The sequence below is a fragment of the Nocardia wallacei genome (assembly GCF_029869545.1).
Classification (GTDB): Bacteria; Actinomycetota; Actinomycetes; order Mycobacteriales; family Mycobacteriaceae; genus Nocardia; species Nocardia wallacei_A.
This window is the reverse complement of the sequence record NZ_JARWQD010000352.1, coordinates 1-25,830: the sequence shown is the minus strand read 5'-3', so window position 1 is coordinate 25,830 and position 25,830 is coordinate 1. Positions and strand designations below refer to the sequence as shown.

At 70.3% G+C, this 25,830-nt stretch carries 28 protein-coding genes; 10 read left to right on the top strand and 18 right to left on the bottom strand.

Going from position 1 to position 25,830, the window contains the following annotated elements; genetic code table 11:
- Positions 1-67 precede the first annotated feature (67 nt).
- The 3 genes from QH290_RS32275 to QH290_RS32265 all read right to left on the bottom strand — a co-directional run bounded on the left by QH290_RS32275 (position 68) and on the right by QH290_RS32265 (position 3,044).
- A complete protein-coding gene (locus QH290_RS32275; RefSeq protein WP_280265670.1) occupies positions 68-391 on the bottom strand; it encodes a plasmid stabilization protein in 324 nt (107 codons plus the stop codon).
- 18 nt (positions 392-409) lie between these two features.
- On the bottom strand, positions 410-2,194 hold the full coding sequence (locus tag QH290_RS32270) for a thiamine pyrophosphate-requiring protein (RefSeq protein ID WP_280387039.1): 1,785 nt from the start codon (positions 2,192-2,194) through the stop codon (positions 410-412).
- A gap of 124 nt (positions 2,195-2,318) precedes the next feature.
- Complete coding sequence (locus QH290_RS32265) at positions 2,319-3,044, bottom strand: DJ-1/PfpI family protein (RefSeq protein WP_280387038.1); 726 nt, start codon at positions 3,042-3,044, stop codon at positions 2,319-2,321.
- A gap of 98 nt (positions 3,045-3,142) precedes the next feature.
- Between QH290_RS32265 and QH290_RS32260 the strand changes: the two genes are divergently transcribed.
- Together QH290_RS32260 and QH290_RS32255 are read left to right on the top strand one after the other, a co-directional pair.
- Positions 3,143-4,111 carry a GlxA family transcriptional regulator gene (locus QH290_RS32260; RefSeq protein ID WP_280387036.1) on the top strand — a complete coding sequence of 323 codons (969 nt, stop codon included), beginning with the start codon at positions 3,143-3,145 and terminating at the stop codon, positions 4,109-4,111.
- 260 nt (positions 4,112-4,371) lie between these two features.
- Entirely contained in the window at positions 4,372-5,328 is a 957-nt protein-coding gene (locus tag QH290_RS32255) for a M56 family metallopeptidase (protein WP_280265674.1), read from the top strand.
- Between the two features lie 109 nt (positions 5,329-5,437).
- On the opposite strand, the gene QH290_RS32250 is transcribed toward QH290_RS32255, so the two are convergent.
- Both QH290_RS32250 and QH290_RS32245 read right to left on the bottom strand, forming a co-directional pair.
- Complete coding sequence (locus QH290_RS32250; protein ID WP_280387034.1) at positions 5,438-6,451, bottom strand: glycoside hydrolase family 183 protein; 1,014 nt, start codon at positions 6,449-6,451, stop codon at positions 5,438-5,440.
- 30 nt (positions 6,452-6,481) lie between these two features.
- Positions 6,482-7,426, bottom strand: coding sequence for an SDR family oxidoreductase (locus QH290_RS32245; protein WP_280387032.1), 945 nt, complete (start codon positions 7,424-7,426; stop codon positions 6,482-6,484).
- 133 nt (positions 7,427-7,559) lie between these two features.
- Between QH290_RS32245 and QH290_RS32240 the strand changes: the two genes are divergently transcribed.
- Positions 7,560-8,183: a TetR/AcrR family transcriptional regulator gene (locus QH290_RS32240; RefSeq protein WP_280387031.1), complete on the top strand. Its 624-nt coding sequence runs from the start codon at positions 7,560-7,562 to the stop codon at positions 8,181-8,183.
- Here QH290_RS32240 and QH290_RS32235 read toward each other — a convergent pair.
- The 12 genes from QH290_RS32235 to QH290_RS32180 form a co-directional block, all read right to left on the bottom strand.
- Positions 8,162-8,713 (bottom strand): hypothetical protein, encoded by a 552-nt coding sequence (locus QH290_RS32235; RefSeq protein WP_280265678.1) that lies wholly within the window; start codon positions 8,711-8,713, stop codon positions 8,162-8,164. The genes QH290_RS32240 and QH290_RS32235 overlap by 22 nt on opposite strands.
- An 11-nt stretch (positions 8,714-8,724) precedes the next feature.
- Positions 8,725-9,669, bottom strand: a complete 945-nt coding sequence (locus tag QH290_RS32230; protein WP_280265679.1) for an MlaD family protein — start codon at positions 9,667-9,669, stop codon at positions 8,725-8,727.
- Entirely contained in the window at positions 9,666-10,667 is a 1,002-nt protein-coding gene (locus tag QH290_RS32225; protein WP_280387029.1) for an MlaD family protein, read from the bottom strand. Before QH290_RS32225 ends, QH290_RS32230 begins: the two co-directional genes overlap by 4 nt.
- Positions 10,664-11,653 (bottom strand): MCE family protein, encoded by a 990-nt coding sequence (locus QH290_RS32220; protein ID WP_280387027.1) that lies wholly within the window; start codon positions 11,651-11,653, stop codon positions 10,664-10,666. The genes QH290_RS32225 and QH290_RS32220 overlap by 4 nt, the downstream gene beginning before the upstream one ends.
- A 2-nt stretch (positions 11,654-11,655) precedes the next feature.
- Positions 11,656-12,645 (bottom strand): MCE family protein, encoded by a 990-nt coding sequence (locus tag QH290_RS32215; protein ID WP_280387025.1) that lies wholly within the window; start codon positions 12,643-12,645, stop codon positions 11,656-11,658.
- Positions 12,642-13,643 carry an MCE family protein gene (locus QH290_RS32210; RefSeq protein WP_280387024.1) on the bottom strand — a complete coding sequence of 334 codons (1,002 nt, stop codon included), beginning with the start codon at positions 13,641-13,643 and terminating at the stop codon, positions 12,642-12,644. The genes QH290_RS32215 and QH290_RS32210 overlap by 4 nt, the downstream gene beginning before the upstream one ends.
- On the bottom strand, positions 13,640-14,680 hold the full coding sequence (locus tag QH290_RS32205; protein ID WP_280387021.1) for an MlaD family protein: 1,041 nt from the start codon (positions 14,678-14,680) through the stop codon (positions 13,640-13,642). The genes QH290_RS32210 and QH290_RS32205 overlap by 4 nt, the downstream gene beginning before the upstream one ends.
- A gap of 10 nt (positions 14,681-14,690) precedes the next feature.
- A complete protein-coding gene (locus tag QH290_RS32200) occupies positions 14,691-15,503 on the bottom strand; it encodes an MlaE family ABC transporter permease (RefSeq protein ID WP_280387019.1) in 813 nt (270 codons plus the stop codon).
- On the bottom strand, positions 15,500-16,321 hold the full coding sequence (locus tag QH290_RS32195; RefSeq protein WP_425303675.1) for an ABC transporter permease: 822 nt from the start codon (positions 16,319-16,321) through the stop codon (positions 15,500-15,502). The genes QH290_RS32200 and QH290_RS32195 overlap by 4 nt, the downstream gene beginning before the upstream one ends.
- A 7-nt stretch (positions 16,322-16,328) precedes the next feature.
- Positions 16,329-17,843, bottom strand: coding sequence for a flavin-containing monooxygenase (locus QH290_RS32190; protein WP_280387015.1), 1,515 nt, complete (start codon positions 17,841-17,843; stop codon positions 16,329-16,331).
- A gap of 91 nt (positions 17,844-17,934) precedes the next feature.
- Positions 17,935-18,546, bottom strand: a complete 612-nt coding sequence (locus tag QH290_RS32185; RefSeq protein WP_280265688.1) for a TetR/AcrR family transcriptional regulator — start codon at positions 18,544-18,546, stop codon at positions 17,935-17,937.
- A complete protein-coding gene (locus QH290_RS32180) occupies positions 18,546-19,205 on the bottom strand; it encodes a TetR/AcrR family transcriptional regulator (protein ID WP_280265689.1) in 660 nt (219 codons plus the stop codon). Before QH290_RS32180 ends, QH290_RS32185 begins: the two co-directional genes overlap by 1 nt.
- Positions 19,206-19,381: 176 nt before the next feature.
- Here QH290_RS32180 and QH290_RS32175 point away from each other — a divergent pair, with 176 nt between their 5' ends.
- From QH290_RS32175 to QH290_RS32165, 3 genes are read left to right on the top strand one after another with little or no spacing between them, the layout of a single operon-like run.
- Positions 19,382-20,380, top strand: coding sequence for an alpha/beta hydrolase (locus QH290_RS32175; protein ID WP_280387013.1), 999 nt, complete (start codon positions 19,382-19,384; stop codon positions 20,378-20,380).
- Between the two features lie 34 nt (positions 20,381-20,414).
- Positions 20,415-20,942: an SRPBCC family protein gene (locus tag QH290_RS32170; protein ID WP_280265691.1), complete on the top strand. Its 528-nt coding sequence runs from the start codon at positions 20,415-20,417 to the stop codon at positions 20,940-20,942.
- Positions 20,939-21,676 carry an MBL fold metallo-hydrolase gene (locus QH290_RS32165; RefSeq protein ID WP_280265692.1) on the top strand — a complete coding sequence of 246 codons (738 nt, stop codon included), beginning with the start codon at positions 20,939-20,941 and terminating at the stop codon, positions 21,674-21,676. The genes QH290_RS32170 and QH290_RS32165 overlap by 4 nt, the downstream gene beginning before the upstream one ends.
- A gap of 31 nt (positions 21,677-21,707) precedes the next feature.
- Here the strand turns inward: QH290_RS32165 and QH290_RS32160 are convergent, their stop codons facing one another.
- Positions 21,708-21,869, bottom strand: a complete 162-nt coding sequence (locus QH290_RS32160; RefSeq protein ID WP_280265693.1) for a hypothetical protein — start codon at positions 21,867-21,869, stop codon at positions 21,708-21,710.
- Positions 21,870-21,995: 126 nt separating this feature from the next.
- On the opposite strand from QH290_RS32160, the gene QH290_RS32155 reads away from it, so the two are divergent.
- The 4 genes from QH290_RS32155 to QH290_RS32140 form a co-directional block, all read left to right on the top strand.
- On the top strand, positions 21,996-23,687 hold the full coding sequence (locus QH290_RS32155; protein ID WP_280387011.1) for an alkaline phosphatase D family protein: 1,692 nt from the start codon (positions 21,996-21,998) through the stop codon (positions 23,685-23,687).
- Between the two features lie 105 nt (positions 23,688-23,792).
- Positions 23,793-24,134 carry an ArsR/SmtB family transcription factor gene (locus tag QH290_RS32150; RefSeq protein WP_280265695.1) on the top strand — a complete coding sequence of 114 codons (342 nt, stop codon included), beginning with the start codon at positions 23,793-23,795 and terminating at the stop codon, positions 24,132-24,134.
- 1 nt (position 24,135) lies between these two features.
- A complete protein-coding gene (locus QH290_RS32145) occupies positions 24,136-24,780 on the top strand; it encodes an SRPBCC domain-containing protein (RefSeq protein ID WP_280387009.1) in 645 nt (214 codons plus the stop codon).
- Positions 24,781-24,856: 76 nt separating this feature from the next.
- Positions 24,857-25,830 (top strand): NAD(P)/FAD-dependent oxidoreductase (locus QH290_RS32140; RefSeq protein WP_280387006.1); only part of this gene is annotated, 974 nt, incomplete at its 3' end.

Genomic DNA, 25,830 nt, shown 5'->3' with positions numbered 1-25,830 from the left:
CCCGCCCCGGGCGGCGCGCAAAACCGCATCCCCGCCCCGCCCCGTCGGCGTCCTTCGATGAATCGGGCTACTTGCCCAGGGCCGACGCCAGCTGGCGCTTGGTCATCTTGGAGCGGCCCTTGATACCGCGCTGCCGCGCCTCGTTGTAGAGCTGATCGCGCGTGGGCCCCTGGGACCCGGTGTGCGAACGCTTGCCGCCGCGATGCTGCGGCGATACGTCCCGCACCGAGGTCCTGCTCGCGGTCCGCGACTGTCCCGACTGGGCGCGGTTCTTGTTGACGGTGCGGGCGCCGATCTCCTTCGCGCGTCCCTCGCTCGCGCCCCGATCCCGCGCGGATTCCTTCACGTGCTCGTACTGCCGTTCCTGTTTAGAGGTCCATTCCTTCGGCATGTCACGCCTCCTCACTTGTCACGGAATGAATTCCTGCGCTTTGGTTTTCGCACCCTGCAGCAACACGTGCCCGGCATCGGGATCGCCGCGCAGCAGGGCCTCGGCGGTGTCCTTCATCTGCTCCCAGGTGGCGTGCGGCGGAATCGGCGGCAGCTCGGGATCGCAGCGGACGTCCAGCAGCACCGGCTCGTCGGCGGCCAGGGCCCGATCCCAGGCGGATCCGAGTTCGCCGGGATCGTCGACGGCGATGGCCGACAGCCCGGCGCAGCGCGCCACCTCGGCATAGGAGATATCCGGAATCGACTGGGACTCTTCGAATTTCGGCGCCCCGCCCATCGCGCGCAGCTCCCAGGTGACCTGATTGAGGTCGTTGTTGTGGAAGACGCAGACGATCAGGCGCGGATCGCTCCACCGGTGCCGATAGCGGGCGATGGTGAGCAGTTCGGCCATGCCGTTCATCTGCATGGCGCCGTCGCCGACGAGCGCGATCGCCGGGCGGTCGGGATGGGCGAACTTCGCCCCGATCGCATAGGGGACCCCCGGCCCCATGGTGGCCAGCGTGCCCGACAGCGAACCCCGCATATCCCCGCGCATCCGCAGGCACCGGGCATACCAGTTGGTGGAGGAGCCGGAGTCCGCGGTCACGATCGCGTTGCCCGGAATGCGCTGGGACAGCTCCCACACCACCCGCATCGGATTGACCGGGTCGGCGTCGAGCATCGACTGCCGCTCGACGACCTGCCACCAGCGTTCGACGTTCTTCTCGACCGTTTCCCGCCAGGAGCGGTCCTGCTTGCGCCGCACGAGCGGAATCAGCTCGGCCAGAGTGGCTTTCGCATCACCGACGAGATTCACCTCGGTCGGGTAGCGCATCCCGATGAAGGCGCCGTCGATATCGATCTCGATGGCGCGGGCCTGGCGGAAGTCGGGCAGGAACTGGCTGTAGGGGAAGTTCGAGCCGACGATGAGCAGGGTGTCGCAATCGCGCATCAGCTCGTAGCTGGGGCGACTGCCGAGCAGCCCGACCGGGCCGGTGACGAACGGCAGATCGTCGGGCAGCACATCCATGCCCAGTAGCGCCTTGGCGACACCGGCACCGGTGCGCTCGGCGATCTCGGTGATCTCGGCGGCGGCGCCCCGCGCGCCCTGGCCGACCAGCACCGCCACCTTCGATCCGGCATCGAGAATCTCTGCCGCACGGCGGATCTCGTCGGTCGGGGGCACCACCGTCGCGGTCCGGACCGGGCCCGGCGGGCTCGACGGCACGTGCTTGAACTCGTGCGCCGGGGGCTCGTACGGCTCCTCCTGCAGATCGGCGGGCATGATCACCGCGGTGGGCGCCCGCCGCGTCAGCGCGACCCGGATCGCCCGGTCCAGCGCGTTCGGCAGCTGCGCGGGGACATTGACCTCCACCAGGTAGTCGGAGGCGACGTCCTTGTACAGGCTCTGCAGGTCGACCTCCTGCTGATAGCTGCCGCCCATGGCGCTGCGGGCGGTCTGCCCGACGATCGCCACCACCGGAACGTGGTCGAGTTTGGCGTCGTACAGGCCGTTGAGCAGGTGGATGGCCCCGGGTCCGGAGGTGGCCGTGCACACCCCCACCCGGCCGCTGAACTTCGCATAGCCGGTGGCCTGGAACGCCGACATCTCCTCGTGCCGGGCCTGGATGAACGCCGGGCCGTCGGCCCGTCCGAACGCGGCGACCAGGCCGTTGATGCCGTCGCCGGGATATCCGAAGACCTGGTCGATCCCCCATTCCCGCAGTCGCCGCACGACGAAATCGCCCACCTGTTGCTGAGCCATGGCCTCTCCTGTCCGTTTCGAGTGGTCCGGGGCGCATTCGCCCGGATACCCGGGAACCGGCGAGCCAATCACGGGCGCAGCGGCTATCCGCGCGTTATCCGTCCCTGTGCCCGAGCGCGGCGGGCTACCGGGCCGCGGCCGCCGCGCGCAGCCGGGCGACGAGACGCGCTGCCAGTTCCGGGTCCGCGGTGAGGCCGTCGGTCACCCAGGTCTCGGCGAGCGGATCGAAGACGTCGTGCGGCGCCCGCGACCAGTCCAGCGGGCCGAGCGGCGGCGCGGGGTCGTATTCCATGGCGAACTGGGCCAGCCGGGCCACCTGCGTGCCCGCCAGCTGCTCGACCAGGTACAGGCCCATATCGATACCGGCGGACTGGCCGCCCGCGGTGACGATCCGACCGTCGCGCACCCAGCGCTCGCGCACCGGGGTCGCGCCGAACTCCGCCAGCAGCTCGAACGCGGTCCAGTGGGTGGTGGCCCGCCTGCCCCGCAGCAGCCCGGCCGCACCGAGCAGCAGCGAACCGGAGCACACCGAGGCGGTGATCTCGGCCCCCGCCGCGGCGTTGCGGAGGTAGCCGAGCAGCGTCTGGTCGGACATCGCGCGGAAGGCCGGGGTGCTCGCGCCCGGCACGATCAGCACGTCCGGTGCCGGGATGTCGGCGAAGGTGTGGCTCGGCGTGAAGCGCAGCGCGCCCTCGGTCTCGTGCGCCTCGAGCCGCGCGCCGACCGTGACCGTGCGCCAGCCCGACCCCAGGTAGGAGAGCAGGCCCAGCGCTTGCATGGGCCCGATCAGATCCAGCGGGTCGACGCCCGGAAACACCACACAGGCAATGGTTTTCGTCTCATCGGTCATGCCATCCAGGATGTCCGCACCGGGCGGTCTCGTGGGCCGCCGTGTCCGGAATCCTGCGAAACGTGTCCGCCCGGCCGGACGCGAGTAGCGTCGAGGGCATGCGCCCCGTCGTCATCGTCGGCTACAACAATGTGATGCTCGTCGAAATCGCCTGTACGGCAGACGCTTTCGATGTCGCGAATCGGCTCGGCGCGGCGCCGGGCTATCAGGTGCGGCTGGCCGGTGCCGAACCGGGCCCGATGCACAGCAGCTCCGGGGTCACCCTGGTGGCCCCGCACCGGCTCGACCGGATCGACGGCCCGCTCGACACCCTGATCGTCGCGGGCGGTCCGGGCAGCAGCACCGCGGTGACCGACGCGTCGCTGCTCACCCACGTGCGCAGGCTCGCCGCCACCAGCCGGCGGGTCGCCTCGATCTGCTCCGGCGCCTTCGTGCTGGCGGCGGCGGGCCTGCTGGACGGCAGGCGGGCGACCACCCACTGGCGGTACGCGAACGACTTCGCGCGGCGGTACCCGCGGGTGACCGTCGACCCGGCGCCGCTGTTCATCAAGGACGGCCCCGTCTACACCGCGGCCGGGGTGACCAGCGCGCTGGACCTGTCCCTCGCCCTCATCGAGGAGGACCACGGCCCGACCCTGGCCCGGGAGCTGGCCCGCAGCCTCGTGGTCTATCTCCAGCGGCCCGGGAACCAGGCGCAGGTCAGCATGTTTCTCGCCGCGCCGCCGCCCGAGCACCGGGTGGTCCGCGACCTCACCGGCCACATCGCGGGCCGTCTCGGCGGAGATCTGAGCACGGCCGCACTGGCCGCCCGGGCGGGCACCAGCACGCGCCAGCTCACCAGGCTGTTCGACACCTATCTCGGCACCAGCCCGAGCCGGTACGTCCGCGCGGTGCGCACCGAGGCGGCGGCGCAGCTGTTGTCGAGCACCGACCTGCCGCTGGCCGCGGTGGCCCGTCGCTGCGGCTTCGGCTCGACCGAGACGCTCCGGCAGACCTTTCTCGATCACTACGGCACCGCGCCCTCGGCATACCGCCGGACCTATCGGCGGGCCGTCGGGTCGAACTGAGGGTGGAACACGTTCCCACCTCCAGGAAAACCGTCGGCCGCCGCTTCCCGGCGCGGAGTGGTTTGCGCAGGTCACCCTCGGAACGCGGCGAGGACTGCGACGGCGGCCGATTTCGCGGCCGTTTCCGGGCCGTTAACCTGTTGATCATGGCTCGCTGTCGCAGAATCAGCTGAAGGAGCGCCCGTGCAACAGGTCCGTGTGCTCGCACCCCCGGGCGCCCCACGCGCCGAGCCCGCACCCGACGGCCACCGGACGGTGCGATGACCATCGAAACCTGCTTGCTCGTCTACGGTTTCACGGTCGCGGTGCTGGCCCCCCGAATGCTGGTGCGGCTCACCCACACCGGAGTCTCGCCGAAGTTCGGGCTCACCGCGTGGGTGTGCGTACTGGGTTCGGTGCTCGCGGCCTGGATCGGCGCGGTGGTCACGCTGATCGCCTCCGTCGTGGTCCACACGGTCATGTCGGAGCCGCTGGTGCTCGAGGCCTGCTACGCGGATCTGCACAACGAGATCACCGGCCGCTACGGTCCCGTGGCACAGGGCGGAGTCATCGCGCTGGCCGGATTCGCCGGGCTGGCGACGATCGTCCTGCTGGCCCGGCTGGGCGGGTTACTGATCCGGGCGCGCAGTACCACGCACGAGCACGCGTGGCTGGCGCGGGCGGCGGGGCGGCACGATCCCGGGCTCGACGCCGTCGTCGTCGATGTCGGGGAACCGGCCGCCTACTCGGTGGCCGGGCGGCCGCATGCCGTCGTCGTCACCACGGGCGCGCTCTCGGTCCTCGACGATCGGCAGCTGGACGCGGTGCTGGCGCACGAGCGCGCCCACCTGGTCGGACGGCATCACGTGCTGCTGTCGCTGACCCGCGGCCTCGCGGTCGTCCTCCCCCGCCTGGAGGTGTTCCGCATCGGCGCGCTCGAGGTCGCCAGGCTCCTCGAAATGTGCGCCGACGACCACGCCATCCGCACCCACGGCCGCCACGCGCTGATCAACGCGCTGGTGACCATGACGCCGGGGCGGCTGCGCGAGGACCGGATCGCCGCGGCGGCCGATATCGGACTGGTGACCCGGGTCGAGCGCCTCGCCACACCGGCCACCGTGGCGCGCCGGATCCGGGTTCGCGTCCTGCTGCTCGCCGCCGTCGCCGCCTCCGCCCTCGGCCCGTCGGCCGCCGTGCTGGCCGCCGTCACCGGCCTCGGGGTGGCGGGCAGCTGCTGACCGGGGTCACCGGGTGAGCGGCCGGAGGAAGCCGGTCGAGAGGGTCACATGCCAGCCGTCGCGTTCCCAGGTCCGGCCTCCGGCGGGGAAGACCATCCGCCGCGCCGGGTTACGACAGGTGGGAGAGGTCGGTGCGGAACTGCATGGCGTGGTAGGGCCAATTCGTGGTGGTGTTCCATTGGCTCACGATCAGGTGCAGGTCGGACAGGGTGGAGCCCGGGATCACGTAGCCGCCGTAGAGCTGGGCGACCCGGCCGGTGGCGTGGTGTTCGGCGTCCCAGCTCGTCCCCTCGAGCACGGTCGCACGCGGCGCGCGGTACAGGTCGGCGTTGGGGCCGTCGAGCAGCAGTGCGTCGATCCGGTAGTTGCCCGCGTCGAAGAACACCAGCAACCAGTGCCGCCGCCCGTCCGGTCCGGGCACCCGGCGCAGGCACAGCTCGCCGAACGCGCCCGGCAGGGTCAGCGTCGGCGGCGTGCCCCAGGCCCAGTGCTCGTCGGCGAACCCCCATGGCTCCCACGAGCCCGGGTCGGTCAGCGAGCGCGCCGGGACGCGGTGCAGCAGCAGACCGGCGTCGCGCCGGAATCCGGTCGAGTACGCGTAGACGTAGCCGTCGTCGGCGACCTCCCAGGTCAGCATCTGGAACAGGCCGTCATGAACATCCCCCGGCCATCGGGCACCGGTGCTCGACCAGGTGACGCCGTTGTCGGTCGAGGCGAGGATCTCGGTCCAGAGCACGTTGCCCAGACCCCGGCACGCCATGACGTGCAGATACATCGTGTCGCCCAGCGTGATCAGGTCGGTCGGCAGCATCGTCGAGCATCGCGGCCTGCGCAGCACCGCCGATCTGGGGTACTCGATCAACTGGCATGCGTAGTCGCCCTCGTCGCCCCCGGATCCGGTCCAGCGCAGCCCATCCGCCACGGTGTCCGGATCGGCGAACAACGCGATCGGCGAGCGCCAGCCGGGCCCGCCGACCGTGGCCCGGTCGAAGCTGTCCCCGAAGACGGCGACCAGCCGTCCGTCCGGCGCGGCGGCGACGACACCGAGGTCGGTACCGCCGACGCCGAACGCATCCGTGCGGCCGGGGCCGGTCAGATCGGCGATCTTGGTGGTATCAGCCATGCCCCCACTATCCCCACCCGGACCATCCGATCAATCGCCGGGAAAGCCGACCTGCGTGAGTTCTTCGGAGATCCGCCAGACGCGCCGGGCGTCCTCGGTGCCGCGGAGGCGCGAGTAGAGACGCTGCTCGCCGGGCGGGCCGCCCATGTGCCGGAATCCGCGCGGGCCGTAGAACCCGCCAGGGTGGGCGTCGGGTGAGGTGGCCGCGTAGAGGGCGGGAAGCTGCGCGGTGCCGACCGTCCCGAAGACGATGCCGCGAGCGGACAGGGCGCGGATCATGCGCGCGAGCATGGTGGGCCGATCGCGCCCGACCTCGGGGCGAGCGGCGAGCAGATTCGTCGGAGCGACCCCGGGGTGGGAGAGATTGCTCGTGATGCCCCAGCCGTGTGCCCGGCTGCGCCGGTCCAGCTCGAGACCGAAGAGCCCGAGCGCGATCTTCGACTGGCTGTAGGCCTTGTTGCCGTTGTAGGAGCGTTCCCAGTTCGGGTCGTCCCAGTTGATGGCGTGCTGATCGGCCGCGATGCTGACCTGCGAGGTCACGCGCGCGCGACCGGCGCGCAGCAGCGGCAGCAGGTGGGCCACCAGGGCGAAGTGACCGAGGTGATTGGTGCCGAACTGCAGCTCGAACCCGTCGGCGGTGGTCTGCCGCTCGGGCGGGGTCATGACACCGGCGTTGTTGATGAGAATGTGGATCGGGCGGCCGTCCTCCCCCAGGGTCTTGCCGAGGGCCGCGACGGAGGCGAGCGAGGACAGGTCGAGCTCGTACAGCGACACGCTCGCCTCGGGGTGTGCCTCGCGGATCGTGGCGAGCGCCGCCTCGCCCTTGCGCGGATTGCGCACGGGCAGTAGCACTTCGGCCCCGGCCGCGGCGAGCCTCGTGGCCAGGCCCAGCCCGATGCCGTCGCTGCCGCCGGTGACGACCGCGCGCCTGCCGGACAGATCGGGGACGGTGATGTCGATGGGTGTGCGTGGCATATGCCCTCTCCTGAGTTGGGCCGCCCCAGCTCCAGCCGGTTTCTGACACCTGTCAGATTAAGCGTATTCTGACAGGTGTCAAGTTGGGCTTGCCGCACCGCGGCAACGCCGGAGTATTCAGGAGATCGAACGCGTGGCGATAGAAAAATCCGAGGCCGAGATCCTCCGCCGCGGGATGGAGACCTTCGCCGAACTCGGCTACGACCGGACCTCGGTGCGGGAACTGGCCAAGCGGCTCGGCGTCAGCCACAACTTCATCACCGACCGCTACGGATCCAAGGCCGATTTCTGGCGGGCCGTGGTGGATTCGGTGCTGGAGGGTCACCAGCGCGCGCGCCGACAGCTCCTCGACACCGACCTGGACGACGCCGAACGGCTGCGCGCCATGATCACCCACTTCTATCGGGTCGCCGTGGAGACACCTCTGCTCGGCCGCGTACTCGCGGACGAGTTCTCCCGCGAGTCCGAGCGCCTGGACTACCTGTACGACAATTACGTGGCCCCGGCGCTGAATCCGATGATTCCGAGCGTCGAACGGCTCATGGCGGCCCACCGCATCCCCACCGTCCCGATGGATGTGCTCTTCTTCGCCGTCATCAGCCCCGTCGCCGGGCTGGTACAACTCCCCCTCGCCCATCGGCTCGGCCGCCCCGACCCCGGCACCCCGCAAAGCCAGGCCCGCACCGCCCGCGAACTCGCCGACCTGATCGTCGACGGGTTGCTCGGCCGCGGTTCTCATCCGGATTCGGCGCCGTAATCGGTTACCTGCCAGCGGTTGTCGTGTTCCGCGACGGTGACGGTGAGGAGGTTGGGGACGGTGCTGGGCTCGGGTGACCCGGCGTTTCGGGTGTGCTGCGTGGCGAATACGGTGACCTTGTAGCGGCCGGGTCCGTCGGGTTCGGCCGCGGTGGCCACGACGGTGCCGGTCGCCACCACCTGGGCCTCGGTCATGATCTGGGCGAGGGTGCCGCGGACCTGCTGGTAGCGGTCTCGCAGGGGTGCGTCCACGCCGTCGGTGACACCGGCGAAGAAGGCATCGAGGTCGCGGAAGTCGTAGCTCAGCGATCGGGTCGCGTAGTCGGAGGCGACCTTCGCCACCGCTTCGCGGTCGCCGTCTCGGGCCCGCACGGCGTCGAGTTCGGTTGTGCTGCTGTGCCATTGCCATCCGCAGACGGCGGTGACCGCGGCGAGGGCGGCGACACCGGCGAGCGCGGCCCACCGCGGCCACGCTCGCGCGGGAGGTGCCGCGGCGTCGGTGTCCGGAGCGTGAGTGTCGTTGTGGGACATGATGTTCGACCTCATTTGGGGGGTAGTTCGACGGTGACGCGCGCGGGCCCGCCGGGGAAGACCGTTTCGAGCAGGTGCATCAGGGAACCCGCGTCGACGCGCAGCGGCCTGATCGGCGCGGTGGTGGGTTCGAGGGTGGCCGCGATCTGGGCGAGGTCGGGGGCGAGCAGGTCGAGGTATCGGTCGGTGCGCTCGTTCATGATGGCGTACGGGTCGTCCCAGACGCCGTCGCCGATGCGTGAGTAGTCCTCGAATCCCTTGTTCACCAGCACCATATCGGGTGTGGCACCCGCGATCTCGGGTGCGACGGCGGCGAGCTGCGGACCGTAGCCCTCGAAGTTCCCGGTGAGCGTCTGACCGTTGAGGTAGAGGCGGCGGAGGGCGTCCTTCTTGTCGGCGAGGGTGTGCCCGAGCAGCTCGAAGGCCCGGTTGACGGTCGCTACGTCGGTGTCGCGGTCCTTGTAGCCGATGGCGACGGTCTGCAGCAGACGGTCGATGGTCTCCGGATCCAGCTGGTCGAGCAGGGCGTCGACGCGGGTGAGGGCCTGCCCCACGGTCGCCGGTGTGTGCACCCGGTCGGCGGGAATCACGGCGCCGTCGCTCAGGTAGGGGCCGCCGGTGGTGGTCGGGCGGAAGTCCAGATACTGCTCCCCGACCGCCGACAGGTTGGCGATCTCCACCTCGCTCGCGGCGGGTACGGGACGGCCGGTGTCGATCCGGAGCTCGGCGGCGAGCCCGTCCGGCGTGGACGATATCTCGGTCACCTCGCCGATCCGGACCCCGCGCAGGGTGACCGGGGAGGTGTCCATCAACCCGCCGGAGGACCCCAGAAGCACTGTCACCGTGGAGTATTCGGTGCGCGGGTCGATATCGAGGACGGCCACGGCCAGATATCCGGCGGAGACCACCGCCATGATCGACAGCATGGCCAGGGAGACGGGGGCGGGGACCTTCATCGCAGCATTCCGATCGACCGAAGGGTGTTGATCAGTTGGTCGGCGTCGCCGTCCGGGTGGACGCGGATGTTCGGCGGCGCGGAGAAGAACGGGACGAGCCGGTCGCGCAGCAGCGCGTTGATGCGGTCGACGGTCTCCGGGACGGTGATGTCGGCACCGGCCGCGGTCAGTATCGCGGGGGTGAAGGTGGCGACGATCTGCCTCAGTTCGGGGGCCACCGGGAGCAGCAGCCCACCGATCGGGACGGTCAGATTCCGCACCGCGACCAAGAGATTCACCACGCCGAACAGCACCTCGCTCTGGCCGACGGCGCGCTCGGGCCCGAACCGCAGGGTGTCGTCGACCAGGGCGCGGTGCTCGTCGAGGGTGCCGGTGACCGCCTCGGCGGAATCGAGGATGCGGTCGATGTCGTCGGTGTGCGCGGCCAGCTCGGCCGCGGTCTCGCGGCCCGCCGCCGCGATCCGGGCGAAGTCCTGCCCGGAGGCCGGGAACGCGGCGTTGAAGCTGCGCGCCATCTCGGCGAACCGGCCGTAGCGGCCGCTGCTGACGACATCGGCCATGCCCCGCAGCATGTCCTCGATATTGGTCGCCGCCGCGGTGTTCGACATCGGGATGGTGTCGCCGTCACGCAGATATCGCCGCGGCGGGCCGGGCGGCGGGAGCAATGCGATGTAGGTGTCTCCCAGCAGCGACGACTGCCGGATCTCGGCGCGGGTGTCGGCGGGCAGCCGCGTCCCGCCCTCGATGTCGACGCTCGCCACCGCGCCGCGCGCGGCCGGATCCACCCGCTGCAGGCGGCCGACGTCGACGCCCCGGGAGACGATCTCGGCCTTCTCCGGCAGGTTCAACACGCTCGACAGTTCGATCCGGATCGTGTACTTCTCGCCGCCGACCCGGGTACTCGGCAGCGGGAAATCCGCAGCGTCGAAGCCGCATCCCGCCGCGACGGGGAGCATCGCGGCCAGCAGCACCAGCAGAACGCGTCGTGTCGCCGTCATGGCCGTCCCACCCCCAGCAGCCAGGACACCAGATCCATCGGCTCCGGTGCACCGCTCCGGGTGAACAACCCCAGCAGCGACTGCCCGGCCTGCGGCAGATACGACAGCAGCTCGCGGATATCCCCCGACCGCGACAGCAGTTCGTGGGTCAGCGGCACGGCCTTGTCCGCGATCGCATAGACCCGGTCGTCGAATCGGCTGATCATGCGCGTCATGACGGGCATCAGTTGGTTGAGCTGAACCACGGCGTGGCCCAGTCCGTTGGAGACGCCGTCGATCATCGCGATGGTGTCGCGCATCCGGTCGAGCAGTGTCTGCATATCGGGCCAGTGGGTGACGAATGTCGCGCCGAGCCGGTCGAGGTTGTCGATCAGCCGCCGCATCCGGGCGTCGATGACGGCCGGGTCGTCGAGGAGCCAACCGGCCTGCTGTAGCAGCCGGTTGTACTGTTCGCCGGTTCCGGCCAGGGTGGCGTCGGCGGTGCGCAGGGTGTCGCCGAGCAGTGCCGCCCCCGGGGTGCCGCCGTCCGGTCCGGCGGGCCCGACCAGCGCCGCGGTGAGCCGATCCATCGACTCCATGGCGCGGCTGACGCCCAGCGGTGTCCTGGTGCGGTCGAGCGGGACGCATCCGTCGCCCAGCACCGGGCCGCCGGTGTGGGGCTCGGTGAACTCGACGCGGCGGTCGGTGACGATCGAGGTCGAAATCGTGACCGCCCCGGCGTCGGCGGGCAGCCGCACGCCGCGGTCGAGGCTCATCTCCACCCGCACCCGGTCCGGCTGCGGCCGTAGCGCGGTCACCCGGCCGACCCGGACACCCAGCAGGGTGACGTCGTTACCGGGGTAGAGACCTACGGCGTCGGTGAATTCCGCGCACACCGACCGTCCCGCGGTCGGCAGCGCGGGGCCCGCCGCGGTGACCGAGGCACCGAGCGCGACGGTGAGTGCCGCGACGGCGATCCCGGAGCCGATCCGTCGCCTGATTCGCATGGTCAGCATGTCCTTCCGGGGGCGGGAACGCAGATCGCGGTGCCGGTGACGACGCTGTGCGACTGATCGACGACCAGGCCGTCGACGCCGAGCACGGTCGCGAGGCGGCCGACGAATTCCTTGATGGTGGCGATGATTTCGTCGATGCGGCCCTGATCGGCCAGCACCTTGCCGACGATCTCGTCGAGGTCGGTGACCACCGGCTCGAGCACCTTCTCGAAGTCGGTGATCGGCCGGTGTACGACGGCGGCCAGGCGGCGCAGCAGTTGGAAGGTGGCCGACACGCTCTCCTTCCGGCTGCCGAGTTCGACGGCGATGACGCCGAGTTTGCGGACGAAGTTCAGCAGCACGGCCTCGTCGGTGGCGACGGCGCCGATGTATTCGTCGGTGACGTCGAGCGCGCGATCGAGTTGATCGGTGCGGTCGGCCAGCGCCGCGGTGATGTCGTCGACATTGCCGAGCAGGTCACGGATCGCGTCGGGCTGCCCGTGCAGGGCGCGGTTGATCTCGGCCACCGTCGCGCGCAACGTCGGTCCGTCGACACCCTCCAGTGCGGGCACCGACTGTTCGAGCACATCGGTCAGCTCGGCCGACGTCGACGTACGCTCGGGCGGAATATGCTTGTCGCCCAGCGCTTTCGAGCCCGACGGCGTGAGCGCGAGATAGTGGCCGCCGATCGGGGTGAGCAGTTTGACCTCCACGGCGGAGGTGTCGCCGACCGGCACGTCGTCTTCGACGCCGAACCGCAGCTCGACGTGGTCGCCGGACAGGCGCACCGACGCCACCGTGCCGACCTTGATGCCCGCGACCCGCACCTCGTCGCCGCTGCGCAGGCCGCCGGAACCGCGCATCTCCGCGACGTAGGTCCGGGTGCCGAACGGCGCGGCGTAGACCACCGCGGAGGCGGCGAGGGCGATGACCGCGACGACGATTCCCAGAGCGCCCCAGCGCAATTGGGAGCGTTCGGGTGACGGTTGGGTCCGCGGGCTCATTTGCACACCACCAGCCGCTGGTTGCCGAGCACGATGGTCCCGATTCCCGGAATATCCTGCGAGCCGTCGGCGCAGGTGTAGGTCTGCCCGTTCGCCGGAATGCGCCGGTTCAGGCTGCCCAGCAGCGACGGGACCAGACCCAGCAGCTCGACCAGCTGGCCGGTCCGCGGCAGCAGCCGGCGCACCATCGCATCCATGGGCGCGTATCCGGTGTCGTAGGTCGACCGCAGGCCCTCGAGCAGGTCGACCGCCGGGTACAGCACCTTGTTGGCGGTGGCGGTGGCCTCGACGATCTCGTGCGAGCGGGACGCGAAACGGTCCAGCACGCCACCGAGCTGCTCGATCAGATCCCCGACGAGGGTGGATTTCCCCGCGATCTGCCGCGAGATCTCGTCGAGGTTGCGGATGAGCAGGACGATCACCGCCTCGCGGCTGCGGGCGAACGCGGTGAGGGCCTCGATATCGGCCAGTACCGGCCCGATGCCCGAGCCGTCACCCTGCAGCACCTGCAGCACGTGTTCGGCGAACCGATTGAGCTGCGCCGGGTCCAGGGCGTTGAACAGCGGTGTGAACCCGTTGAACAGCTTCGAGATATCGAAGCTCGGGATGGTTCGCTCGATCGGGATGGTCGCGCCCGGCGGCAGCGGTCGTCCGGGGGCTCCGGGCCGGATGAGTTCCACGTAGCGCTGTCCGATCAGGGTCTGATACCGCACCGCGGCCTGGGTGTTGTCGAACAGGTCGTGGTCGCGTCCGACGGTGAACCGGACCCGGGCGCGGGTGCCGTCGAGCCGGACGGACTCGACCTTGCCGACCAGCACCCCCGCCATGCGGACGTCGTCACCGGCGAACAGGCCCGAGACATCGGTGAAGATCGCGTCGTGGCCGTCGCGGGCGCCCGGCGCCGCGGGGCGCAGCGCGGTGATCACCACCGCGGTGCACAGGGCCACGATCGCGGCGAATATCAACAGCCGGACGGTGGCGGCACGTGCGCCGATCATCGCGAACCTCCTTGCGGGACCGTGGAATTCAGCAGGTATGGCATGCGGTCGGCGATCACCCGCAGCCGCAGTTGCAGCTGGACGCGATCGCCCACGACGGGGAACGCCTCCCCGATGCGGTCGAGTAGGCGCGGCACCCGCTGATAGGCCGGGGCCACGCTGCCCGCCGAGATCGCGATCGGGACGGCGAGATCCATCGCCGTATCGATGACCGTCGCCAGTTCGCCGTTGTGCTCGGTGAGGATCGCGGCCAAGGGCACGAGCATCTTCTCCCGCGCGTCGGTGGTGGCGCGGTTGGTGCGATCCCGGTTGGCCTGTTCGCCGAAATAGGCGCTGCTCTCCAGCATTCGGGCGATGAGGTCGACGGCGGGTGGGGTCAGCGCGGCGGCGCCTTCGCCGAGTTCGGCACCGGTGGCCAGGTACCGCCCGGGTGGGCCCTGCCGGTCGTCGGCGAGGATGGCGGCGATGTCGAACAGCGCCCGCAAGGTGCCGCCCGCGGCACCGCCGACGCTGGTCAGCAGGTCGAACAGGTGCCGGGCGGTCTCGGTGTCGAGTACCCGGGTGAGCTGCCCGGCCCGGCGCAGGATCTCGGTCACCGTGGCGGTGGGACTGTCGGCCGGTATGTGCAGGGTCGCGTTGTCCCGCAAGGGTTTTCCGCCGCCGAGGTTGACGAGTTCGATGACGGTGGATCCGAACAGGTTCGAGGAGCTGTAGCGGGCGGCGACCCGATCGGTCAGCTGCGCGGACTCGTGGCGATCCAGCTCCAACCGCAGCAGCTGATGGCCCTCGCCCAGGGTTTCGACCCCGCGCACCGCTCCGATCGAGTAGCCGTGCAGTTTGACCTCGGCGCCGGGCACGATGCCCTCACCGACGGTGGCGGTGTCGATCCGCAGGGTGAACGTGTCGGCGAATTCGCCCCGGCCGTAACCGGTGAGCACGACCGCGACGGCCGCGACGGCGACCGCGACGAGCAGGCCGAGCAGCCGCAGCGCGAACGGACCGGCGCTGCGGCCGGAGTGGTCGACGTAGACGGGCATGGCGCGGTTCCTATCCCGAGATCCGGACGCCGACGTCGAGACCCCAGAAGACCAGGGTCATCACCATGTCGGCGACGACGACACCGATGAGACTGGCGCGGATCGCCCGCCCCGACGCGCGGCCCACACCCTCGGGGCCGCCGTGGGCGTAGAACCCCTGATAGCCGTGGACCACGATGATCAAGATCACGAAAACGACTGCCTTGGCCAGCGAATACAGCACGTCGGAGACCTGCACGAAGCTGTCGAAGTAATGGTCGTAGGTCCCCTGCGACTGGCCGTGCACCACGTTCACCACCAGCGAGCACGACAGGTAGCTGAGCACCAGGGTGAGCAGATACAGCGGGACGATCGTGGCGATACCCGCCAGCACCCGGGTGGTCACCACGAACGGAATCGGCCGTACCGCACCGGCTTCCAGCGCGTCGATCTCCTCCGAGATCCGCATGGCGCCGATCTCCGCGGTCATCCGGCATCCGGCCTGGGCGGCGAATCCGATGGCCGCGACCATCGGCGCCATCTCGCGGGTGTTGGCATAGGCGGAGATGAACCCGGTCAGCGGCGCCATGCCCACCATGTTCAGCGCGGCGTGCCCCTCGACCCCGATCGAGCCGCCGACGGCGAGGCCGAGGAAGATCAGCACCGCGACGGTGCCGCCGCCCACGATGAGAGCGCCACTGCCCCAGGCGATGTCGGTGAGCACCAGCATCGTCTGTCGCCGGTAGTAGCGCACCGTGTGCGGTATCGCGATCAGCACCCGCCAGCAGAAACTCAGCTGGTGCCCGAGGCTTTCGAGGATCCGCAGCGGCGCGCCCACCATCATCCGATCCTCGTGGGCAGGAACATCGAAACCAGTTGTGTGATCACGAGATTGACGCCGAACACGGCCATCACGCCGAGCACGACGGCGGCGTTGACGGCGTTGGCGACCCCGCGCGGCCCGTGGGTGGCCTCGAGCCCGCGCTGGCAGGCGACGATCACCACGATCACCCCGAAGACCACCGACTTCACCAGGGCGACAACCAGATCGGTGATCGAGGCGAAGGAGGCGAAGGAGGTCAGGTAGCTGCCGGGCGTCCCGTCCTGGAACTCGACATTGATCACGAATCCGGTGGCCAGGCCCATGAAGACGACCATCAGGCACAGCAGCGGGGCGACGGCGATCATGGCGGCCAGCCGGGGCGCGACCAGCCGCCGGACCGGGTCGATGCCCATCGTCCGCATCGCATCGATCTCGTCGCGAATGGTGCGGGCGCCGAGGTCCGCGGCGATGGCCGAACCGGCGGCCCCGCCCAGCAGCAGCGCCGACACCATCGGCGCACCCTCCCGGATCACGCCCATCCCACCGGCCGCGCCGGCCATGGAGGTCGCACCGATCTGCTGGGTGAGGCTGCCGATCTGGACCGACACGATCACCCCGAACGGCACCGAGACGAGCACGGCGGGAACGGCGGTCACGCTCACGACGAACCATGCCTGCGTGAGGGTTTCGCGGAGCGGATGGCGCAGCGCGAGGGCGTCGGAGATCAGGAAGCGCGCTGCACCGGTGCCGATCTGCATGGCACGCCCCAGCGTGCGCAGTGCGTCGAGTCCCCGGTCGCGGGCCTTGGTCAGCGGCGCCGGTGGTGCGTCCGGTGCGATCACGAACTCACCCGTTCTCGGAGATCGCCGTGCGGTACCGGTAGTGGTCCAGGTCGAAATGCCTTGCCCGCCACCAGGCTTCGGCCATGCTCGACGGCCGCAGCAGGGGCGCGTCACCGTGCCGGTCGAAGTAGTAGCTGTTGGAGTTCGCGCAGTTGCTGGCGAAGAAGACGGTATTGCGCATGCGACGCAGGATCTGCCGGAAGTACTCGTCGTGATGTTCGCGCCGGATCTCGGCGCTGGCGGCGCCCCGGCCGCGGGCCTCGGTGATGACGCGGATGGCATGGGTGACCTGGTATTCGATCATGAACAGCCAGGACGATCCGATCACCGAGTACGGGGCGAAGGTGTGGAACAGATTGGGAAAGCCGGGCACGGTATTGCCCTCGTAGGCCTGCAGCCGCTGTTCTTCCCAGAACTTTCCCAGATCCTTGCCGCCGCGGCCGATGGTCGGCACCCGCGGCATGTTCTCCGCCTCGGTCACCAGGAATCCGGTCGCGCAGACGATGGCGTCGACCTCGCGGTGCACCCCGTCGGCGGTGCGGATGCCCGTGGCCGTGACCTCCTCGATCGGCGAGGTCACCAGGTCGGCCCGGCCCTCCCCGAAGGCGCGCAGGTACTCGTTGGACATCGAGGGCCGTTTGCATCCGAAGCCGTAGCGCGGCGTCAGCTGCTCGCGGAGCCGTGGTTCGCGCACCTGGGTACGGATGTAGAGCCGCCCGAGCGCCTCCACGACCTTCGTCAGCGGCCGCAGCTGCCGGTTGTACACCGCGCCGAGGGTCATCAGCACCTCGGCGGCCGCGGACACCAGCAGATACAGCGCGGTGTGCAGCGGTGGAATTCGTTCCAGCGCGACGCGCAGCGGTTCCGGGATCGGCACGTCGGCCTTGGGCATGACCCAGATCGGAGTGCGCTGGTACACATAGGTTTTCCCGGCGTTCTCGGCCAGCCACGGCGCGATCTGGATGCCGCTGGCCCCGGTGCCGATGAGGGCGACCCGGCGCCCCGCCACCTCCAGATCGTCGCGCCAGCGCGCGGAGTGCACGACCGGGCCCCGGAACGAGGCGAGCCCGGGGATGACGGGCATCTTCGGCTCGGTGAGACCACCCAGTGCGGAGATCACGTAGCGGGCGGTGCGCACACCGCGCGAGGTGTACACCCGCCAGCACTGCCGGTCCTCGTCGAACTCCAGCCGCTCCACCGTGGTGTCGAAGCGGATGCGTTCGCGCAGCCGGTATTTGTCGGCGATGTGGTCGGCGTAGCGGCGGATCTCCGCGCCCGGGGCGTACACCCGGGACCACTGCGGGAACATCTCGAACGAGAACTGGTACGCCATCGACGGAACATCCACGGCCACATTGGGATACACGTTGTCGCGCCAGGTGCCGCCGATGGCGCCGGTGCCCTCGATGATCACGAAATCCTCGAGGCCCGCCCGGGTGAGCATCGCGCCCGCCCCCAGTCCCGCGAATCCGCCACCCAGGATGGCCACCTCGTGCTCGGGCATCGCCGCTGCGATCATCGAATCTCCTACTTACGGCAGTGTCATATTGCACAGTAGATCGAGCGGCGGCTCGGGTCAACAGTGGAATCGGCTGGCGAGCCGGGGCCGATCAGTGCGGCGGGGTCCGCGTCACGCGGGCGGCCAGCGAGGAGAGCACCGCGGTGAGGCGTTCCGGCGGAAAGCGGTCGGCGTCGTCGAGGACGAGGCGGGCCGCGGCCTCGGCGCCCGCGATGAACGACAGCGCCAGCAGCTCGGAGTCGGCGTCCGGACCGCCGAACGGTGCGGGCAGCGACCGCAGGGCGAAACGCAGCTGCTCGAGCACCATCCGGCGGACCGCATCGATATCGTCGCGGACCTGCGGCGGCGCACCCACCGGGGAGAGCAGGATGAGCCGCCAGGTGCGCGGCGCCCGCGTCACCGCATCGAAGAATTCGCGCAGCAGGGCGTCCGAGAGCCGCTGGGGATCGTCGGTCTCGGCCGCCGCGGCGGTGCATCGGACCACCAGCTCGACGGCCTTCTGATGTTCGCGGGCGACCAGGTCGGCGAGCAGTTGCCCGTGATCGCGGTAGTACTCGTAGAGCGCCGGACGGGTCACCCCCAGGGCGCGGGCGATGGACTGCATCGTGCACCCCGGGTAGCCCTGCGCGATGACCAGATCCAGCGCGGTGTCGAGGATCTCCTCGCGGCGCCGCCTGGCGGTCGGCCGTGCCGCACGCGCCATCACGGTCCGCCCGGGTTCTCCACCAGCATCCGCCCGGCCGCGCGAATGGTGGTGGTGTAGAAGTCGACGATGCGGTCGGGCGGGTAGCGGCCCGGATCCTCGAGCACCAGTCGGCTGACCATCTCGGCGAATCCGATCACCAGGTGCGAGGCGACCTCGATGTCCAGGTCCGCGGGGACCTGGCCGGTGGCGGCGAGCCTGGCCTGCAGCGCGGCCAGACGGACGCGGACGGCCTCGCGATTTCCGGCGATCCATTCCCGCACGTCCCGCGGCAGCCCCTCCCCGGCCGAGAACACCAGCCGCCAGGTGTCGGGATGCCGCACGACCAGCGCGAGGAAGTTTCCGATGATGACGTCGAGGTCGAAATCCTCTGTGCGCTCGGCGATCTCGGGCGGGAATACCGAGTCGATCTGGTCGGCGACGCGCCGTCCCTCGCGCTCGAGCAGCGCGTGCAGCAGGTCGTCCACGCTCGGGAAGGTGTCGTAGAAGACCGGGCGCGTGACCTCGGCCCGCCGGGTGACGGCCATGACGCTGACCGATGCGAAACCGGACTCGGCGATCATCCGCATCGCGATGTCCATCAGCTGCTCGCGGCGTTGCGCCAGCGGCAGCCGGGGTGCGTATCGCCGCTTGGCGCGAGTGTTCCGCCCCGGCGTCACGGCCACCTCTTCCGAGTCGAGTCCCCGGCACCCACCTGGACAACGGCTACCTGAACAGCTGCGACGAGGCGACGGGACGCCTGGTCGCAGGCGGATCGAGCCTAACACCCGGGTGTTGCCGCGCTGTCGCGCCGCGGCGGGTTGTCCTTCTTACGGCAGTGTCATATTGTTGTGTCGTGAGTTCAGTCGCCCTGGAGGGCCGCACGGTGCTGGATGGCCTGGTCGTCGAACGGTTCGGTCCCGCGACCCGGCGGACGCGGATGGTCAGCGCCCTGCTCCGGCCCGTTGCCCGCCCGATCGTCGAGGCCGCCTCGGTCCTCGCGCGGCCCTGGAACATGCGATCGGCCGCGCTGACCGACCTACCGGGTGTCCTGCTGCGCCTGCCGCCCGATACGGCCGTCCGCCCGGTGCACCTGCCCGATCTCGATCTGGAATGGGTGTGGCGGTCGCCGCGGAGTCCGGAGACGGCGGGCGGGGCGGTGCTGTACTTCCACGGCGGCGCCTACGCCGCCGGTGGGTTGCGGACGTTCCGCGGGATGGCGGCGCGAGTGTCCGATGCGGTCGAGATGCCGGTGTGCATGGTCGGTTTCCGCATGCTGCCCGAGCCACTGCCCGCCATCGTCGGCGACGGTGTGCGCGCCTACCGATACCTGCTGTCGCGCGGATTCGCACCCGAGCACATCGTCTGCGCGGGCGATTCCAGCGGCGGCGGCCTGGCGTTCGCGGTCCCGCTGGCGGCGCGCGCCGCGGGCCTGCCGCTACCGGGCGGGGTCATCGCGCTGTCGCCGTGGACCGACTTCGACTGCGCGGCGAAATTCGACTCACCGAATCGGCGCAGCGAGGTGTTCCTGTCGGCCACCGCCATGCGGCGGCTGGTGCGCCGGTTCCTCGTCGACGAGCGGCGCGGCCTGCGCGCGGATTCCCCGGTCGACGGCGATCTGCGCGGATTTCCGCCCGTCCTGATCCAGGCGGGCACCACCGAGCTGCTGCGCTGCGACGCCGAATTGACGGCGCGGCGGCTGGCCGACGCCGGAGTCGTGTGCCGCCTGCAGCTGTGGGATCGGCAACCACACAGCTTTGCCGTCTACGGCGTGCTGCCGGAGTCGGCCCCCGCGCTGGCCGAGATGGCGCGCTTCGTCCGGGAACTGCCCGCCCGCGCTTCGGCGCTCGGCTGATAACGCCGAAACCCGGTGAACCACAGGAGAACTCATGAATACCGATGTCCGGAAACCGTTGCGGTTCTCGCTCGAGCCGATTCCCGCGGAGCGAACCGACGACTATCTGGCCACCGCACCCGTCAGCGTCACCGTGCACGCGGAACTGCCCGCCCCGCCCGCCACCGTCTTCGCCGCGCTCGTCGACGAGTCGTGCTTCTCCTGGCTGCCGGGGGTGTCGGGATTCCGTTACGACGGCGCGCACCGCGGCGTCGGCGCGACCCGGGTGCTGCTCAATCCGCTGCTGACCGTGCGCGAGGAATTCACCGCCTACGCCGAGGGCGAGCGGCTCGACTACACCTTCACCGCCATGTCGGTCCCGGCCTTCGCCTCGTCGGTCGAATCCTATGAGCTACAGCCGATTTCGCAGAACTCCACGCTACTGACCGTGCGCGTCGGCGCGGTGCCGCGAATCCCGGCCCCGCGCTGGATCACCAGACCCCTGCAGCGGTCGTTCACCGCCCGCGCGGTCCGCGGGCTCGCCCGGGCGGTCGCACCGGCGGGCGGGAGCGCGCCGTCGTGAGCCTCGTCGTCGATCGAATGCCGGAACTGTCGGTCACGCGGGTGTCGCGATGGTTCTTCAACTGCTATCTCGTCACCGGCGACGACCACGCGATCGTCGCGGTGGATCCGGGGCTGCCGGATATCGTCGACGATCTGGAATCGGTCACCGCGGAGACGGGCGGCACCGTGCGGGTTGCGACCGCCACGCACGGACACGGCGATCACGTGGGCGGTGCGGCGACGCTGGCGCGGCGGCACGGCGCCCGAATTCACCTGCCCGCGGTGACGCTGACCTATCTCGGCGGGGCCCGTCCCCGCACCCCGTCGCCGGCGCAGATGGCGCGGGCCTGGCGGCTGCCGGTGGGGCAGCCGTTCGATCTCCACGGCGCGATCGGCGCGGTGCGGGCCACGACGTCGGCGGGATTCGGCGGCCCGCGCGGCATGCTGTGGTCCGGGCCCGCTCCGGGCGAGGGACTCGAGGACGGGATGACCGTTCCCGGCGCCTCGGAATGGACGGTGCTGCATGCCCCGGGCCACACCGACGACAGCATCGTGTTCTGGAACGAGCGCACCCGGACGCTGCTGTCCGGGGACGCCGTCGTGTCGATGCAAGGCCGTGCCCGATTCGCACCCGACGTCGTGGACGCCTCGGCCGCCGGACGAACCAGACAGCGACTGCTGAAACTGCCTGTGCGGCATCTGCTTCCGGGCCACGGTGTGCCGATTCACGCGGATTCGGTCTGGGCGTTGTAGGTTGCGACCGGACCGACGGATCCCGGCACCCTCAATTGAGCTTCGGGGTGATGCGGTCGATGATGGTCGCGGTGACGATGCCGGTGGGCAGCGCGCCGAATACAACGCGCCGATCCGCGCCCGCGGCCTGTTCGACCTCACCGAAGGATCGGTTGCCGAGCTTGTCCTCGAGCACGCCGTCCGCCGGTGGCATCGCATACCTCTGTCGGCCGATACAATTTCGCAACCTGGTACACGAGTCGATGAACACCTCTCCGAACAGGCCGAACCGCCACCGTTCACCCCGATAATGGTGAATCCTGCCGACGAAAGTGCCCGCATGTCTTCCGAATCCGTACATTCCGTAGCCGACGCGGCGCTGGGGCGGCGGGCCGTGCTCAGGGGCGGAGTCGTCGCCGCGGGCGTCGCATCCGCCGCCTTCGTCGCCCGGCCCGCCCGCGCCGACAGCGAGGTCTTCCACCACGGCGTGGCCTCCGGTGACCCGCTGCCGACCGCGGTCCTCCTCTGGACGCGGATCACCCCGGACCCGCGGGCCACGCCGGGTTCCGGCGTCGGCGAACCGGTCACCGTCGACTGGGAGATCAGCCCCGACGAGAACTTCACCGACGTGCACGCCTCCGGGACCGTCACCGCGACAGCGGATTCCGATCACACCGTCAAGGTCGACGCCGACGGTTTGCGACCGCACCGGGACTACTTCTACCGCTTCGCCGCGCTCGGCCGGGTGTCGCGGATCGGGCGGACACGCACGGCTCCGGCCGCCGACTCCGAGATGGACCGGCTGCGGCTGGGGGTGGTGTCGTGCTCGAATTGGGAGGCGGGATTCTTCAGCGCCTACCGGCATCTCGCCACGCGCGGCGATCTCGACGCGATCGTGCACCTGGGCGATTACCTCTACGAGTACCCGCGCGGCTTCTACGGCGGCCGCGCCGGGTCGGTGCGCGGGCACGAACCCGCGCACGAGATCGTCACCCTGGCCGACTATCGCACCAGGCACGGTCAGTACAAGACCGACCCCGATCTGGCGGCGCTGCACGCCAGATATCCGTTCATCTGCACCTGGGACGATCACGAGACCGCCGACAACGCGTGGTCGGGTGGCCCGGGCACCCAGATCCCGTTCCTGTCCGGCGACTGGCAGGCGCGCCGCACGGCGGCCATGCGCGCCTATCTGGAGTGGATGCCGGTGCGCGCCAACGGCATCGGTCCGCGGGCGAAGCTCTACCGGAGGCTGCGCTTCGGCACCCTGGCCGAGTTGTCGATGCTCGACCTGCGCAGCTACCGCAGCAAACAGGCGACGGCGGTGGTGGGCTGGCAGGCGGTCGAAGATCCGGCTCGGTCGATCACCGGCCCCGACCAGATGCAGTGGCTGACCGCCGGCCTCGCCTCCGCGCCGACACGGTGGAAGCTCGTCGGCAACCCCGTGATGATCGCGCCGCTGATACTGCCACCGCTGTCGCCGGAGGTGGCCGCGGCCCTGCACGACAGACTGGGGATGCCGGAGTCCGGCGTCGCCGCGCTGGTCGATCAATGGGACGGCTACGCCGCCGACCGGCGCCGACTCTTCGACACCGTCATCGGCGGATCGATCACCGACGTCGTCTTCCTCACCGGCGACATCCACAGTTCCTGGGCGCTGGAGTTGCCCGCCGACCTCTCCCGCTACCCGCACGGCCCGCGAGCCGGAGTCGAGTTCGTCGTGCCGTCGGTCACCGCCAAGGGCGTCGGCGAATCGCTGCCCGCCCCGCCGCGCACCGCCACGGCATCCCTGGAATCGGCGGTGACATCGGCCAATCCGCATCTGCGCTACATCGAACTCGACTCCCACGGCTACGGCGTCGTGCACCTCGACGCCGACCGGGCCCAGATGGACTGGTTCTATGTCACCGACGTCGCCGACCCGAAAGCCGGTGTGCGCCATGCCGCTTCGTTCGCCGTCCGTTCGGGGGACAACACCCTCGAACCCCGGACCGCGCCGGTCGACTTTCCGACCCCTGGTTCGGACCGATGAATTCGCGGGAGCTCTCGTCGCGGAGCGAGTCAGCGACAACGAGCAGGACCCCCTCATATATGCCAGCGGTTACTTATATAAGTGAAGGCTGGTATTATCGCGGGCGTGCACGCGTTCGACATCCTCGGTGACCCGGTTCGCAGGCGGATTCTGGAGCTGCTCGCCGACGGTGAGCAGACCTCCGGCGCGATCACGGAGGTGATCCGGGCCGAGTTCGGACTCTCCCAGCCGGGTGTTTCACAGCATCTACGCGTGTTGCGGGACAGCGGATTCGCGTCGGTGCGGGCCGAGGGCGCTCGCCGGTTCTACGCCGTCGAGCCCGCGCCGCTGAGCGAGGTCGACGCGTGGTTGGACCGGTTTCGCCGGTTGTGGGAACAGCGCCTCGATGCTCTGGGAACCGAGTTGGCGCGGGGCAGGCGTGCCGCTCGATCAGTGAAGGGACCATGACATGAAAGACGTATTGGACGAGTTGGCCGCCGCGCGCCGGGCGATGGGCAAGGGCAGCGTGCCCGCCGGTGACGCGTACACCATCGAGGTGCGGCGTCGATACGATGCGCAGATCGAGGACGTCTGGGACGCCATTACCAGCCCCGAGCGGCTGCGTCGCTGGTTGCAACCGGTCACCGGCGATCTGCGACTCGGCGGGAAGTTCGAGCTGGACAGCGGTGAGCACGGGGAGATCCTCGGGTGCGAGCCGCCGCGGCTGCTGAAGGTGTCGTGGCTCTACGGGCCGGACGCCGACGCCTGGCCCGGCACGAGCGAGGTGGAAGTGCGCCTGGCCCCGGGCCCGGCCGGCGATACCGAATTCGAGCTGATCCACGCCGCGGTCGTCGAGGAGCCCCTCTTCCCGGTCTACGGCCCCGGTGCCGGCGGTGTCGGCTGGGACCTGTACCTGCTCGCCCTGGCCCGGCTGTTGACCGGCGGCGAGAGCGTCGGTCACGAGGAGTTCCAGAAGTCGCCCGAAGGACGCGAGTTCATCCGTCGCAGCGCCGCGGCCTGGGGCGAGGCTCATCTGGCCGCCGGTGGCGAACCGGAGCACGTCGCGGCGGCGGTCGAGGCCACCACCGAGTTCTACGCACCCGACCCGACCTGATCCCCGCCGCGGCGATGTGTGCCGCATCACATCGGACCGTGTCACGTTCGGGCGGGTCCGCGGTGTCTTGGAAGGCATGTCTGAACACAGCACACCGAACAACAGGGTTGTCGTGGTCGGCGGTGGCTATGCCGGAGCGCTCGCGGCCAACCGGCTGCGGATGCGCGCCGGTGTGGACATCACGCTGATCAATCCCCGCCCGACGTTCGTCGACCGGGTCCGGCTGCACCAGTTCGTGGCCGGCACCGGCGAGGCCGAGGTGGACTACGGCACGCTGCTCGCGGAGGAGGTCCGGTTGGTCGTCGACAGCGCCACGCGTATCGACACCGCCGCCCGCACGGTGGAACTGGCGTCCGGGCGCACGCTGGACTACGACTACCTCATTTACGCGGTCGGCAGTACCGGGGCGACGCCGTCCGCGCCCGGCACGGCCGAATTCGCTTTCTCCGTCGCCGAATTCGAGCCCGCCCAGCGGCTGCGTGCCGGGCTCGGCGAAGTGCCGCTCGACGCTACGGTCACTGTCGTCGGCGGTGGGCTGACAGGTATCGAGACCGCCGCCGAACTGGCCGAACGAGGCCACACGGTCACGCTGGTATGCGGCACCACCCTGGCGCCGACGTTCGGCGCGCCCGGGCGTCGGTCCATCGCCAAGTGGCTGTCGCGGCACGGTGTCGCCGTGCTCGACGACGACGGGGTGGCCGAGGTCGGGCCGGACGCGGTCGTCCTCGCCAGCGGCGTCGTGCGGCCGAGCGCGCTGACTATCTGGGCAGCTGGTTTCGGGGTGCCCGAACTGGCCCGAGCGAGCGGGTTGCGCACCGACTCGCTCGGTCGGCTGGTCACCGACGAGACGCTGACCAGCGTCGACGACGACCGTATCGTCGCGGGGGGGGGCCGCGCGGGCCCCGCGGGGCCGCCCCCGGGTTCGAGCCGCTGGCACGCGCCTTCGCGCGGTTCGTCGGCGATCGGCCCGGCGCGGGTGGGGCACTGGCGGTGTACCGCCACGGCGAGCCCCTGGTCGACCTCTGGACCGGCGCCGCCTCGGCCACCACC